The following is a 14,504-nucleotide window of genomic DNA, read 5'->3' on the forward strand; positions in this document are numbered from 1 at the left end:
CATCGGGGGCAAGCCCCCTCCCACAGGGGGTGTATCAAGGCATTGGGGAGTTACTTACCGATCCACTCGGCCACACGCTCAGGGTGCTTGGCTACCCAATCCTTGGCCGCGGCATCCGGCTTGGCGCCCTCTTGGATAGCGAGCATGACTTCGCCGATTTCGTCCTTGGAGGCCCACTGGAATTTCTTCAGGAAGGCCGCGACTTCCGGCGCTTTCTTCTCCAGGCCCTTGCTGCCGATGCTGTTGACGGTTTCAGCAGCACCATAAATCCCTTTTGGATCGTCCAGGAAGCGCAGCTTCCATTTGGCGAACATCCAGTGTGGCACCCAACCGGTGACCGCAATGGATTCCTGTTTGTCTTCGGCACGGGTCAACTCGGCGATCATCGCCGCGCCCGAGCTGGCTTGCAGCTTGTAATCAAGGCCGTATTGCTTGATGGCTTCGTCGGTCTTGAGCATCACGCCTGAACCGGCGTCGATGCCGACGATCTTGTTCTTGAAGGTGGTATCGGTCTTGAGGTCTTCGATGGACTTGGCCTTGACGTACTCCGGCACGATCAGGCCGATCTTCGCGTCCTTGAAGTTAGGGCCGTAGTCGACCACCTTGTCCTTGTTCTTCGCCCAATACTCACCGTGCGTCACGGGTAGCCAGGCGGAGAGCATGGCATCGAGTTTGCCGGTGGCGACACCCTGCCACATGATCCCGGTGGCAACCGCTTGCAGTTTCACGTCATAACCGAGCTTTTGCTTGATCACCTCAGCCGCCACGTGCGTGGTGGCAACGCTGTCAGACCAGCCATCCACATAGCCGATGCTCAGGGTTTTGCTGTCGGCGCTGGCCAGTGTGGAGCTCATCGCAACTACCAGAGTGGCAGCTGCGCCCAAGAGTCGTCGCATCTTCATCGTACTTCCCCGAAAGTGCTGCGCCCGGCGGATGCCGAGCGACGTCAACCTGTTGTTATGTGGTGCACCGCGCCCCCTTCACGCGCATCGATCACGGTAGTGCGCCGTCAGCGGAGTACTGACGCTTCGATCATCAACCTGCCGAGACCTTCGACCTGCTCTGTCAGCGACCTTGTGCAAGCAGGAAACGACATCACATAGCCAGTAGGACGCTTTGTAGGATTTGACGCCAGAATCCCGCCCGAACTTTGCATGTCAAAATTATGCTGCCCCACTGGGAAGGGCTAAATCCGGGTAAGATGCGCGCCTTTGCTCCTCCAGATAAGCCAACCATGCCCGCGATCGCCCGCTTCCCTGCCCTCCCCTATTGCTTCGCCTTGATCCTTGGCCTGCTGGCCATGATCGGCTACTGGTATGGCCTCGGCCGGCCGGTGGTACTGCCCGACGTCGCCAGCGCAACGCACAAGATGCAGTGCGCGTCCTACACGCCGTTCGATAAGGACCAATCGCCGTTTGACCAGCCGTTCACCCTGCGTCCGGAGCGCATGGACGCTGACCTGGCCCTGCTGGCGACCCGCTTCGAGTGCATTCGCACCTACTCCATGACCGGCCTGGAAGCCTTGCCGGAAATGGCACGCAAGCATGGCCTTAAGGTGATGGCCGGCGCCTGGGTCAGCAGCGACCCGGTGGCGACCGCCAAGGAAGTCAACGAATTGATCGCCGCGGCCAACGCCAACCCTGACGTCGTGACCTCAGTGATCGTCGGCAACGAAGCGCTGCTGCGCAAGGAAGTCACCGCCAAACAGCTGGTGGCGCTGATCCACACCGTCAAAAGCCAGATCAAGCAGCCGGTGACATACGCGGATGTCTGGGAATTCTGGCTGCAACACCCGGAAATCGCGCCGGCGGTGGACTTCCTCACGATCCACCTGTTGCCGTACTGGGAAGATGAGCCGTCCGGCATCGACCAGGCCCTCAAGCACGTAGGTGACGTGCGCCAGACCTTTGGCAACAAGTTTGCGCCCAAGGACATCCTGATCGGTGAAACCGGCTGGCCCAGCGAAGGCCGCCAGCGCGAAACCGCCGTGCCAAGCCGGGTCAACGAAGCCAAGTTCATGCGCGGCTTCGTGGCCATGGCCGAAGCCAATGGCTGGCGTTACAACCTGATCGAAGCCTTTGACCAGCCGTGGAAGCGCGCCAGCGAAGGCGCCGTGGGCGGTTACTGGGGCCTGTTCGATGCCGACCGCCAGGACAAGGGCATTCTCGCCGGGCCCGTGACCAATGTGCCTTACTGGCCACTGTGGCTGGGGGTGGGCGGGATCATCCTGCTGGGCGCCTTGGTGCTGGGTGGTCATGTACGCAGTGTGCGTGCCGCTATCGCCCTGCCGCTGCTGGGCGCCGTTGCCGCATGCGCCATCGGCACCTGGGCTGAACTGACCCGCGTTACCGCGCGTTTCAATGATGAATGGGTGTGGGCAGGCTTGCTGGTGGTGTTGAACCTGCTGGTGCTGGCTCACGCGGCACTGGCCCTGAGCGCCCGGGAAGGTTGGCGCGCACGGGCCTTCAACTGGCTGGAACAGCGCGCGGGCTGGCTGGTGGCGATTGCCGGATTCGCTGGCGCGGTGATGATGCTGGCGTTGGTGTTTGACCCGCGCTATCGCAGCTTCCCGACGGCGGCGCTGGTAGTGCCGGCCTTGGTGTACCTGGTGCGGCCGGTGACCGGACCGCGTCGGGAGATTGCGCTGCTGACCTTTATCATCGGTGCGGGCATTGCGCCGCAGTTGTACCGTGAAGGGTTGTTGAACCAGCAGGCGTGGGGCTGGGCGATGGTTAGCCTGCTCATGGTTGCAGCCTTGTGGCGCTGCTTGCGGGTGCGCAAGCTCTAAAACCGCTATCGGGGGCAAGCCCCCTCCCACAGTTGGAATGCATTCCCCTGTGGGAGGGGCTTGCCCCGATGAGGCCCTATCAGGCGACGCGGGGCTTCCTGACCAACCGCAACCCCGCAATCACCACCGCAAACACCGCAAACGTGGTGTTGTACAACGCCAGCGCCGGCAAACCGAAGACCATCCCCAGCACCGCCAAACCCCACCCGGCACGACCCGGCACGAAAAACGCCAGCACCGACGTGATCAGCGCCGCCCAGCCCAGCACCTTGAAGTGGATCATCAACCCCAGGTTCGAACGCAACTGGCATTCCCAACGGCTGGCTTCGTCCGCACAGGTGCCGACCCACTGGCCATCTTCCATAAAGCCATAGCGCGCACCGTAACTGGCGGCCAGCCATAGCGGCAGTGCAACAAGCAGCAAAATCAGCGGCAAACGACGGGACATGAGGCACTCCGATAGGCAAAAACGGCGCTCAGCTTAATGCCCCGCCGGCCATTAGCAAGGCGCATATACACAATTAGTGTTCACCTACACGTGTCAAAGTGTATCGTCTGGCTACTATTACCCCGATTCCGACGTTTTTTTCCGACATTTCGTGCCGAGTGATGGCACTTCGGCGATAGGACGGCGGTCATAGCCTGCGAACTTCATTAAGCACGTTTCCTCCTAGGGATTAAGTCATGCTCCGTTCCTTGCGCTGTGCTGCCTTACTGGGCAGCCTTTTTCTGAGTGCGTCAGCACTGGCCGTCGATATCGACCAAGCCAGCTATGGCTACCCTTTGACCAACCCATTTGAAGCGACTATCGCCACCACACCGCCCGACCTTCGGCCCAAATTGCCGAACGATGACGAGATCAACCAATCCGACTACACCTTGAACATGCGCCCCGAGCGCGAGTTCAGCCTGCCGGACAACTTCTGGGCGGTGAAGAAGCTCACCTACCGCATCGCCAAGCAGGATCGCGCCGCGCCGCTGATCTTTCTGATCGCGGGCACCGGGGCAAGGTTTGACAGCAGCATCAACGAATACCTGAAAAAGCTCTATTACCAGGCCGGCTACCACGTGGTGCAACTGTCGTCGCCCACCAGCTTCGACTTCATCAGCGCCGCCTCGCGCTTCGCGACTCCGGGGATCACCCAGGAAGACGCCGAAGACATGTACCGCGTGATGCAGGCCGTGCGGGCGCAGAACGCCTCGCTGCCGGTGACCGACTTCTACCTCACCGGCTACAGCCTCGGCGCCCTGGATGCGGCGTTTGTCAGCAAGCTCGACGAGACCCGTCGCAGCTTCAACTTCAAGAAAGTGCTGCTGCTGAACCCGCCGGTCAACCTCTACACCTCGATCACCAACCTCGACAAGCTTGTTCAAACCGAAGTGAAGGGCATCAACAACACCACCACCTTCTACGAGCTGGTGCTGAACAAGCTGACCCGTTACTTCCAGCAAAAGGGCTACATTGACCTCAATGACGCCCTGCTCTACGACTTCCAGCAATCCAAGCAGCACCTGACCAACGAACAGATGGCCATGCTGATCGGCACCTCGTTCCGCTTCTCGGCGGCCGACATCGCCTTTACCTCGGACTTGATCAACCGCCGTGGCTTGATCATCCCGCCGAAGTACCCGATCACCGAAGGCACCAGCCTCACGCCGTTCCTCAAGCGTGCGCTGCAATGTGATTTCGATTGTTACCTCACCGAACAGGTGATCCCGATGTGGCGAGCCCGTTCCGACGGCGGCAGCCTCTTGCAACTGGTCGACCAGGTCAGCCTGTACGCCCTTAAGGACTACCTGCACACCAACCCGAAGATCGCCGTCATGCACAACGCCGACGACGTAATCCTCGGCCCTGGCGACCTCGGTTTCCTGCGTAAAACCTTCGGCGATCGCTTGACCGTCTACCCGCTGGGCGGCCACTGCGGCAACCTTAATTACCGCGTCAACGCCGACGCCATGCTGGAGTTCTTCCGTGGCTAAATATCTTCTGCTGCTTGCCGCCTTGATGTGCGCAGGCGTGGCCAATGCCGACAACAGCAAGGCCCATGAGCCGGTCAACGTGGGTGCCGACGGGTTCAAGGAACCGCTGACCAAGCTCAAGTTCAACCCGGGCCTGGACCAGCGCGAGTTCGAGCGTTCGTCGCTGACCGCACTCAACGTGTACGACCCACTGGAATCGTGGAACCGTCGCGTGTACCACTTCAACTACCGCTTCGACCAGTGGGTGTTCCTGCCGGTGGTCAACGGTTACACCTATGTGACGCCCAGCTTCCTGCGCACCGGCGTGAGCAACTTCTTCAACAACCTGGGCGATGTGCCCAACCTGTTGAACAGCCTGCTTCAGCTCAAGGGCCACCGCTCCCTGGAAACCACCGGGCGCCTGCTGGTCAACACCACTATCGGCATCGCCGGCCTGTGGGACCCAGCCACCGCCATGGGCCTGCCGCGCCAGAGCGAAGACTTCGGCCAGACCCTGGGCTTCTACGGCGTGCCCGGCGGCGCCTACCTGGTGCTGCCGATCTTCGGCCCATCGAACCTGCGCGACACCGGCGGTTTGCTGGTCGATTACACCGCCGAAACCCAGATCAACTTCCTCAACGTGGCCGAAGTCAGCTCCAACCACCCGGAAGTCTGGGCCCTGCGCGCGGTCGACAAGCGCTACCAGACCAGCTTCCGTTATGGTCAGATGAACTCGCCGTTCGAGTATGAGAAGGTGCGGTACATCTATACGGAATCACGCAAGTTGCAGATTGCGGAGTAAACGCTCACAAAAAAGGCCATTCAATTGAATGGCCTTTTTTATTGCCGCCCGTATCAGGCCTTCAGCGCTTTCCACGCCTTGCCGACCACGCTGACCACCGCCAGCACCAACGCGCCAGCAATGATCCCCGCTACACCGTTCAGCAACGTCGGCACCAGCCACGCCGCCCCGCCCGCGCCCTGGCTGACCGTCTCGATCCAGTGATGCACCACCGGCACGCCATGGGTGAGAATGCCGCCGCCCACCAGGAACATCGCCGCTGTACCGATCACGGAGAGGCTCTTCATCATGTAAGGCGCCGCCCGCAGGATCGCGCCGCCGATACTGCGGGCCACTTGGCCAGGCTTCTGGGTGAGCCACAGGCCCAGGTCATCCAGCTTGACGATACCAGCCACCAGCCCGTAGACACCGATGGTCATGACAATGGCAATGCCGGATAACACGACCACCTGCTGCATCAACGGCGCGTCAGCCACAGTGCCGAGGGTGATGGCGATGATTTCGGCCGAGAGGATGAAGTCGGTGCGGATAGCGCCTTTGATCTTGTCCTTTTCAAAGGCCACCAGATCGGTGGCCGGGTCGGCCACGGCCTCGACCAACTGCGCACGTTCAGCCTGGTCTTCGGTCTTGCTGTGCAGGAATTTATGCGCGAGCTTCTCGAAACCTTCAAAACACAGGTAGGCACCACCGAGCATCAGCAACGGCGTCACCGCCCACGGCGCGAATGCACTGATCAGCAAAGCGGCCGGCACCAGGATCAACTTGTTGACGAACGACCCTTTCGCCACCGCCCACACCACAGGAATTTCCCGCTCTGCGCGCACCCCGGAGACCTGCTGGGCATTGAGCGCCAAGTCATCGCCGAGCACGCCGGCGGTCTTCTTCGCCGCCACTTTTGTCATCAGGGCAACGTCATCGAGTACCGCGGCGATATCGTCGATCAACACCAACAAACTGCTTCCTGCCATGAATCGGGCTTCCATTAGAGAGGGAGGGGCCGAGCATAGCGCGGTGCAACGCTTTACGGGCACATTGTTGAGGCTCGCGGATGGCCGGTGCTACCATGCGCAACCGCCTGTCCTGGCAAGGAAACCTCTGGTTTATGAGCACCATTCGCGAGCGCAACAAAGAAAAAATCCTGCGGGCGGCCAGCGAGGAGTTTGCCGACAAAGGCTTCGCCGCGACTAAAACCAGCGACATCGCCGCCAAGGCCGGGCTGCCAAAGCCCAACGTCTATTACTACTTCAAGTCCAAGGACAACCTCTACCGCGAGGTGCTCGAGAGCATTATCGAGCCGATCCTGGCCGCTTCCACGCCGTTCAATCCGGACGGTGAGCCTTCGGTGGTGCTGAGCAACTACATCCGCTCAAAAATCCGCATCTCCCGCGACCTGCCGTTTGCCTCCAAGGTATTCGCCAGCGAAATCATGCACGGCGCCCCGCACCTCAGTGCCGACCAGGTCGAACAGTTGAACGCCCAAGCCAAGCACAACATCGCGTGCATCCAGCATTGGGTCGATCGCGGCCTGATCGCGGCGATTGACCCCAATCACTTGATGTTCAGCATCTGGGCGGCCACGCAGACGTATGCGGACTTCGACTGGCAGATCTCGGCGGTGACCGGCAAGGCCAAGTTGGATGAAGCGGATTACGAAGCGGCGGCGCAGACAATTATCCGGTTGGTGCTCAAGGGATGTGAGCCGGACTGATAGACCGTGGCGTCTGTGCCAATCGGGGGCAAGTCGAATCGTCGCACCGCCCCTCCCACATTTGACGGTGTTCACAATTCAAGTGTGGGAGGGGCGGTGCGACGATTCGACTTGCTCCCGATGAGGCCCTAACAGTCAACGAAAAATCAAGCAGACACCCCCGCATCCGCCATCAACCCCACCCCCTCGATCGCCGTGATCGCACACTGCTCATCAATATCCGACGTATCCCCGCTGATCCCGATCGCGCCCAGCACCACGCCTGCCTGATTCCGAATCAACACCCCACCCGGCGCCGGCACCACGCTGCCCTGCCCCAGGCTGTTCAGCGCGGCGATAAACGCCGGGCGTTGCTGTGCGTCCAGTGCCAGCAGGCGTGAGCCCTTGCCCAGGGCAATCGCGCCCCAGGCCTTGCCGATGGCGATCTGCGGGCGCAGCAGGCTGGCGCCGTCTTCGCGCTGCAGGGTGATCAGGTGCCCGCCGCTGTCGAGCACCGCAATGGTCAGCGGCGCTGCCGACAGGGTGCGCCCTGCAGTGAGGGCCTGGCTGGCCAGTTGGGTGGCGAGTTTCAAGGTTAAAGCGCTCATGGTGCCGTCCTTCTTTTGTTATTGGGAATGCCGTGGCGGTCTGAATGATCAGATGCTTGATCAAACAAATAGAACACAATGGCTTTTAATTTTGTATACAATATTTTCGCACAAAGGCTCCACACGTCGAAAAAAGCCGTTCCGACGAACGCAAAGGCCAGTCTATAAAATGCATTGACCTATGCCGCTCGCCGTGAATACACTTTGGCCAGACACCACTTGTATACAATTACAAAACGCAAGAGGCACCAAAATCATGAGCAAAATGAGAGCAATCGAAGCCGCCGTCCTGGTGATGCGCCGTGAAGGCGTGGACACCGCCTTCGGTATCCCAGGCGCCGCGATCAACCCGCTGTACTCGGCCTTGCAGAAGGTGGGTGGCATCGATCACGTCCTTGCTCGCCACGTTGAAGGCGCCTCCCACATGGCCGAGGGTTACACCCGGACCAAGGCCGGCAATATCGGCGTATGCATCGGCACCTCGGGCCCGGCGGGCACCGACATGGTCACCGGGCTGTACAGCGCCTCGGCCGACTCGATCCCGATCCTGTGCATTACCGGCCAGGCCCCCCGCGCCCGTATGCACAAGGAAGACTTCCAGGCCGTGGACATCACCAGCATCGTCAAACCGGTGACCAAGTGGGCGACCACTGTCCTCGAACCTGGCCAAGTGCCGTACGCCTTCCAGAAAGCCTTCTACGAAATGCGCTCCGGCCGCCCCGGCCCGGTGTTGATCGACCTGCCGTTCGACGTGCAAATGGCCGAGATCGAATTTGACATCGACGCCTACCAGCCACTGCCCCTGGCCAAGCCGTTGGCAACCCGCATCCAGGTCGAGAAAGCCCTGGCCCTGCTGGACCAGGCCGAACGCCCACTGCTGGTCAGCGGTGGCGGCGTGATCAACGCCGACGCCAGCGACTTGCTGGTTGAATTCGCTGAACTCACCGGTATCCCGGTGATCCCGACGCTGATGGGCTGGGGCACCATCCCGGACGATCACCCACAGATGGTGGGCATGGTCGGCCTGCAAACCTCTCACCGCTACGGCAACGCGACCCTGCTCAAGTCGGACGTGGTGCTGGGCATCGGTAACCGCTGGGCCAACCGCCACACCGGTTCGGTCGAGGTCTACACCGAGGGCCGCACGTTCATTCACGTCGACATCGAGCCGACGCAGATTGGCCGCGTCTTCACCCCGGACCTGGGCATCGTGTCCGACGCCGGTTCCGCACTGACGATGTTTATCGAAGTCGCCCGCGAATGGAAAGCCGCCGGCAAGCTCAAGGACCGCAGTGCCTGGCTGCACGACTGTCAGCAACGCAAAGCCACCCTGCACCGCAAGACTCACTTCGACAACGTGCCGGTCAAGCCACAGCGTGTGTATGAAGAAATGAACCAGGTGTTCGGCAAAGACACCTGCTACGTCAGCACCATCGGCCTGTCGCAGATTGCCGGCGCGCAATTCCTGCACGTGTACAAGCCACGCCACTGGATCAACTGCGGCCAGGCCGGCCCGCTGGGTTGGACCATCCCCGCCGCTCTCGGCGTGGTCAAGGCCGACCCGAGCCGCAAGGTGGTGGCACTGTCGGGCGACTATGACTTCCAGTTCATGATCGAAGAACTGGCCGTGGGCGCGCAGTTCAAGCTGCCGTACATCCACGTGGTGGTGAACAACTCCTACCTGGGTTTGATCCGCCAGGCCCAGCGCGGGTTTGAAATGGACTACTGCGTGCAGCTGTCCTTCGACAACCTCAACGCCCCGGAACTCAACGGCTATGGCGTGGACCACGTCGCCGTCGCCGAAGGCCTGGGTTGCAAGGCCCTGCGCGTGTTCGAACCCGGCCAGATCGCACCGGCACTGCGCCGTGCCGAGGCAATGATCGAAGAATTCAAGGTGCCGGTGATCGTTGAAATTATTCTGGAACGTGTGACCAACATTTCCATGGGCACCGAGATCAACGCCGTCAACGAATTCGAAGACCTGGCACTGGTCGGCAACGATGCGCCGACTGCCATTTCCCTGCTCGATTAAGGAGAACCTTATGCCGCGTTTCGCCGCCAACCTGTCCATGCTGTTTACCGAACAGGACTTCCTTCCCCGTTTCAAAGCGGCCGCCGATGCCGGCTTCGAAGGTGTCGAGTACCTGTTCCCGTATGAATTCAGCTCCGCCGAAATCAAGGCGCAACTGGACGCCCACGGCCTGACCCAGGTGCTGTTCAACCTGCCGGCCGGCGACTGGGCCAAGGGCGAACGCGGCCTGGCGTGCCACCCTGACCGGATCGAGGAATTCCGTGCCGGGGTCAAGCTGGCGATTGCCTACGCCGAGGTGTTGGGCAACACCCAGATCAACTGCCTGGCGGGCATTCGACCACAAGGCATTGATGACAAGACCCTGGAAAAAACCTTCGTCGCCAACCTCAAGTACGCCGCCGAAAAGCTGCAAGCGGTGGGCATCAAGCTGGTGATGGAGGCGATCAACACCCGCGACATTCCAGGCTTCTACTTGAACAACACGGCGCAGGCCCTGTCGATTCGCGAGCAGGTCGGCAGCGACAATCTGTTCCTGCAATACGACATCTATCACATGCAAATCATGGAAGGCGACCTGGCCCGCACCATGGCCGCGCACTTGGAAGAGATCAACCACATCCAGCTGGCGGATAACCCAGGGCGCAACGAGCCGGGGACCGGGGAGATCAACTACCGCTTCCTATTCGAACACCTGGACCGCATCGGGTACCCGGGTTGGGTCGGCTGCGAGTACAAGCCGTTGACCACCACCGAAGCAGGGCTGGGTTGGCTCAAGACCCATAACGCCATCTAACCAACACGACGCAACACCAATGTGGGAGGGGGCTTGCCCCCGATAGCGGCGGGTCTGTCAGTACTGTTTTACCTGACACACCGTCATCGGGGGCAAGCCCCCTCCCACAGGGGACCTGCGGTGTAATAACAAGAGGATTTTCGTCATGGCTAAAATCGGATTCATCGGCACCGGCATCATGGGCCAACCCATGGCCGCCAACCTGCAGAAAGCAGGTCACCAACTGTTCCTCTCCGAGCATCACGGCAAGGCCCCGCAAACGCTGCTCGACGCGGGTGCCGTGGCCCTGGCCAACCCGCAGCAAGTGGCGCAGGAAGCTGAGTTCATCATCGTCATGGTGCCGGACACCCCGCAGGTCGATGACGTGTTGTTCCGCAAAGACGGCGTGGCTGCAGGCCTGTCGCCGAACAAGGTGGTGATCGACATGAGCTCGATCTCCCCCACCGCCACCAAGGCGTTCGCGGCGAAGATCAACGAGACCGGCGCGCAGTACCTGGATGCACCGGTGTCCGGTGGTGAAGTCGGCGCCAAGGCCGGCACCCTGAGCATCATGATCGGTGGTGAGCCGCAGACCTTCGAACGCGCCTTGCCGCTGTTCCAGGCCATGGGCAAGAACATCACGCTGGTGGGCGGCAATGGCGATGGCCAGACCGCCAAGGTTGCCAACCAGATCATCGTCGCGCTGAACATCCAGGCGGTGGCCGAAGCGTTGTTGTTCGCCGCCAAGAACGGCGCCGACCCGGCCAAGGTGCGTGAAGCGCTGATGGGCGGCTTTGCTTCGTCGAAAATCCTCGAAGTGCATGGCGAACGCATGATCAAGGGCACCTTCGATCCGGGCTTCCGTATCAACCTGCACCAGAAGGACCTCAACCTGGCCCTGGCCGGCGCCAAGGAGCTGGGGATCAACCTGCCGAACACCGCCGGCACCCAACAGGTGTTCAGCACGTGCACGGCGATTGGCGGCGGTAACTGGGACCATTCGGCGCTGATCAAGGGGCTGGAGCATATGGCGAATTTTTCGATTCGCGATAAATAGCCCCTGATGAAATGCAATCAAAGTGTGGGAGGGGGCTTGCCCCCTCCCACACTTTGATCGCATTCCAAGCCTCACCTCTAATAACAAGAATCCCCCGGGAGCCCGCTTATGTCGGTCGATCCGCAACACCTGCTTCGCGAGCTGTTTGCCACAGCCATCGACGCCGCCCACCCCCGGCAAGTCCTCGAACCCTACCTGCCCGCCGACCGCAGCGGCCGTGTGATCGTGATCGGCGCCGGCAAGGCCGCCGCCGCCATGGCCTTGGTCGTGGAGAACGTCTGGCAGGGCGAAGTCACCGGTTTGGTGGTCACCCGTTACGGCCACGGCGCGCCCTGCCAGAAAATCGAAGTGGTCGAAGCCGCCCACCCCGTGCCCGACGCCGCCGGCCTGGCGGTGGCCCAGCGCGTGCTGGCGCTGATCAGCAACCTCGGCGAAGACGACCGTGTGATTTTCCTGCTGTCCGGCGGCGGCTCTGCCCTGCTGGCCCTGCCCGCCGAAGGCATCACCCTGGCCGACAAACAGGCGATCAACAAAGCCCTGCTCAAATCCGGGGCGACCATTGGCGAGATGAATTGCGTGCGCAAGCACCTCTCGGCGATCAAGGGTGGCCGCCTGGCGAAAGCGGCCTGGCCGGCGACGGTGTACACCTATGCGATTTCCGATGTGCCCGGCGACCAGGCCACGGTGATCGCCTCCGGCCCCACGGTCGGCGACCCGAGCACCTCGCAACAGGCCTTGGCGATTCTCAAGCGCTACCACATCGACGCCCCGGCTTCAGTGCGCAGCTGGTTGCAGAACCCGGCCTCGGAAACCGTCAAGCCCGGCGACCCGGTGCTTGCCCGCAGCCACTTCCAATTGATCGCCCGCCCCCAGCAATCCCTGGAAGCGGTGGCGGTAAAAGTGCGCCAGGCCGGGTTCAGCCCGTTGATCCTGGGCGACCTTGAAGGCGAAGCACGGGACGTGGCCAAGGTGCACGCCGGCATCGCCCGGCAGATCGTCCAGCACGGCCAGCCGCTGGCGGCGCCGTGCGTGATCCTCTCCGGCGGCGAAACCACCGTGACCGTGCGCGGCGATGGCCGTGGCGGGCGCAATGCGGAATTCCTGCTGAGCCTCACCGACAGCCTCAAGGGTCTGCCCGGCGTCTACGCACTGGCCGGTGATACCGACGGCATCGACGGCTCGGAAGACAACGCTGGCGCGATCATGACGCCGTGCAGTTACCGCCGCGCCGAAGCGCTCGGCCTGTCGGCCAGCGACGCGTTGGATAACAACGACGGCTACGGCTATTTCGCCGCCCTCGACGGTTTGATCGTCACCGAGCCGACGCGCACCAACGTCAACGACTTCCGCGCCATCCTGATCCTTGAGACTGCCAAACATGACGCCTGACAAGAAGGTCAAAATCCTCGCCACCCTGGGCCCGGCCACTGACGGTATCGATGACATCCGCGAGCTGGTGGAAGCCGGCGTGAATATCTTCCGGCTCAATTTCAGCCACGGCGACCATGCCGACCACGCCCAGCGCTACCAGTGGATTCGCCAGGTGGAGCGCCAGCTGAATTACCCGCTGGGCATCCTCATGGACCTGCAAGGGCCGAAGCTGCGGGTCGGGCGGTTTGCCGAGGGCAAGGTGCAGTTGGTACGCGGCCAGGCCCTGCGCCTGGACCTCGACGAAACACCCGGTGACCAACGCCGGGTCAACCTGCCTCACCCGGAAATCATCCAGGCCCTTGAGCCCGGCATGGACCTGCTGCTGGACGACGGTAAGTTGCGCCTGCGGGTGATCACCAAACACGCCGACGCCATCGACACCACGGTGCTGAACGGCGGCGAATTGTCTGACCGCAAAGGCGTGAACGTCCCACAAGCTTTGCTGGAACTCAGCCCACTGACCGCCAAGGACCGGCGCGACCTGAGCTTCGGCCTGGAACTGGGTGTGGACTGGGTGGCGCTGTCGTTCGTGCAGCGCCCGGAGGATATCCGCGAAGCCCGTGAGCTGATCGGCGACAGAGCCTTCCTGATGGCCAAGATCGAGAAACCCTCGGCCGTGCAGCGCCTGCGGGAAATCGCCGAACTGAGCGACGCAATCATGGTGGCCAGAGGCGACCTGGGCGTGGAAGTGCCGGCCGAGAGTGTGCCGCAGATCCAGAAAGACATCATCAGCACCTGCCGCCAGCTGGGCAAACCGGTGGTGGTGGCCACGCAGATGCTGGAGTCCATGCGTTTCTCCCCGGCGCCGACCCGTGCCGAAGTTACCGATGTCGCCAATGCCGTGGCCGAAGGCGCGGACGCGGTGATGCTGTCGGCGGAAACCGCCTCCGGTGAGTACCCGCTGGAGGCCGTGCAGATGATGAGCAAGATCATCCGCCAAGTGGAAAACGGCCCGGACTACCAGGCCCAGCTGGATGTCAGCCGGCCCAAGGCGGATGCCACAGTGTCGGACGCCATCAGCTGCGCGATCCGCCGCATCAGCAGCATCCTGCCGGTGGCGGTATTGGTGAACTACAGCGAGTCGGGCAGCTCCAGCCTGCGCGCGGCGCGGGAACGGCCGGTGGCGCCGATCCTCAACCTCACGCCGAACCTGTCCACGGCACGGCGCTTGAGCGTGGCCTGGGGCGTGCATTCGGTGGTCAACGACCGCCTGCGCCAAGTGGATGAAGTGTGTTCCACCGCGCTGGAGATCGCGCAGGCGCAGGGCATGGCGCAGCGTGGGGACACGTTGGTGATTACGGCGGGGGTGCCGTTCGGGCAGCCGGGGTCGACCAATTCACTGCGGATCGAAACCCTACTCTAATC

At 61.9% G+C, this 14,504-nt stretch carries 13 protein-coding genes; 9 read left to right on the top strand and 4 right to left on the bottom strand.

Annotation, left to right across the window (positions count from 1 at the left end):
• Positions 1-50: 50 nt before the first annotated feature.
• Complete coding sequence (locus tag AC3ZU9_RS19350; protein ID WP_012723084.1) at positions 51-902, bottom strand: glycine betaine ABC transporter substrate-binding protein; 852 nt, start codon at positions 900-902, stop codon at positions 51-53.
• Positions 903-1,234: 332 nt separating this feature from the next.
• Here AC3ZU9_RS19350 and AC3ZU9_RS19355 point away from each other — a divergent pair, with 332 nt between their 5' ends.
• A complete protein-coding gene (locus tag AC3ZU9_RS19355; protein ID WP_490091196.1) occupies positions 1,235-2,788 on the top strand; it encodes a glycoside hydrolase family 17 protein in 1,554 nt (517 codons plus the stop codon).
• A gap of 79 nt (positions 2,789-2,867) precedes the next feature.
• Here AC3ZU9_RS19355 and AC3ZU9_RS19360 read toward each other — a convergent pair whose 3' ends face one another.
• The gene (locus AC3ZU9_RS19360) at positions 2,868-3,236 is read right to left on the bottom strand and encodes a hypothetical protein (RefSeq protein ID WP_490091197.1); all 369 of its coding nucleotides are present in this window, start codon (positions 3,234-3,236) and stop codon (positions 2,868-2,870) included.
• A 236-nt stretch (positions 3,237-3,472) separates the two neighbouring features.
• On the opposite strand from AC3ZU9_RS19360, the gene AC3ZU9_RS19365 reads away from it, so the two are divergent.
• Both AC3ZU9_RS19365 and AC3ZU9_RS19370 read left to right on the top strand, forming a co-directional pair.
• Positions 3,473-4,771, top strand: a complete 1,299-nt coding sequence (locus AC3ZU9_RS19365; RefSeq protein ID WP_046033851.1) for a serine/threonine protein kinase — start codon at positions 3,473-3,475, stop codon at positions 4,769-4,771.
• The gene (locus tag AC3ZU9_RS19370; RefSeq protein ID WP_012723080.1) at positions 4,764-5,552 is read left to right on the top strand and encodes an MlaA family lipoprotein; all 789 of its coding nucleotides are present in this window, start codon (positions 4,764-4,766) and stop codon (positions 5,550-5,552) included. Before AC3ZU9_RS19365 ends, AC3ZU9_RS19370 begins: the two co-directional genes overlap by 8 nt.
• Positions 5,553-5,605: 53 nt before the next feature.
• On the opposite strand, the gene AC3ZU9_RS19375 is transcribed toward AC3ZU9_RS19370, so the two are convergent.
• Positions 5,606-6,520, bottom strand: a complete 915-nt coding sequence (locus tag AC3ZU9_RS19375) for a DUF808 domain-containing protein (protein WP_490091198.1) — start codon at positions 6,518-6,520, stop codon at positions 5,606-5,608.
• Between the two features lie 134 nt (positions 6,521-6,654).
• On the opposite strand from AC3ZU9_RS19375, the gene AC3ZU9_RS19380 reads away from it, so the two are divergent.
• Positions 6,655-7,260 carry a TetR/AcrR family transcriptional regulator gene (locus tag AC3ZU9_RS19380; protein ID WP_012723077.1) on the top strand — a complete coding sequence of 202 codons (606 nt, stop codon included), beginning with the start codon at positions 6,655-6,657 and terminating at the stop codon, positions 7,258-7,260.
• Positions 7,261-7,406: 146 nt separating this feature from the next.
• Here the strand turns inward: AC3ZU9_RS19380 and AC3ZU9_RS19385 are convergent, their stop codons facing one another.
• Positions 7,407-7,847, bottom strand: coding sequence for a GlcG/HbpS family heme-binding protein (locus AC3ZU9_RS19385; RefSeq protein WP_093546142.1), 441 nt, complete (start codon positions 7,845-7,847; stop codon positions 7,407-7,409).
• 256 nt (positions 7,848-8,103) lie between these two features.
• Here AC3ZU9_RS19385 and gcl point away from each other — a divergent pair, with 256 nt between their 5' ends.
• From gcl to pyk, 5 genes are all read left to right on the top strand, one after another.
• Positions 8,104-9,879, top strand: coding sequence for a glyoxylate carboligase (gene gcl, locus AC3ZU9_RS19390; protein ID WP_012723075.1), 1,776 nt, complete (start codon positions 8,104-8,106; stop codon positions 9,877-9,879).
• Between the two features lie 10 nt (positions 9,880-9,889).
• A complete protein-coding gene (gene hyi, locus AC3ZU9_RS19395) occupies positions 9,890-10,672 on the top strand; it encodes a hydroxypyruvate isomerase (RefSeq protein WP_490091199.1) in 783 nt (260 codons plus the stop codon).
• Between the two features lie 145 nt (positions 10,673-10,817).
• Positions 10,818-11,708 (top strand): 2-hydroxy-3-oxopropionate reductase, encoded by an 891-nt coding sequence (locus AC3ZU9_RS19400; RefSeq protein ID WP_490091200.1) that lies wholly within the window; start codon positions 10,818-10,820, stop codon positions 11,706-11,708.
• 108 nt (positions 11,709-11,816) lie between these two features.
• Entirely contained in the window at positions 11,817-13,097 is a 1,281-nt protein-coding gene (locus tag AC3ZU9_RS19405; protein ID WP_012723072.1) for a glycerate kinase type-2 family protein, read from the top strand.
• Positions 13,087-14,502 (top strand): pyruvate kinase, encoded by a 1,416-nt coding sequence (gene pyk / locus AC3ZU9_RS19410; RefSeq protein ID WP_046035720.1) that lies wholly within the window; start codon positions 13,087-13,089, stop codon positions 14,500-14,502. The genes AC3ZU9_RS19405 and pyk overlap by 11 nt, the downstream gene beginning before the upstream one ends.
• Positions 14,503-14,504 lie beyond the last annotated feature (2 nt).

This window comes from Pseudomonas sp. A39 (assembly GCF_058145955.1).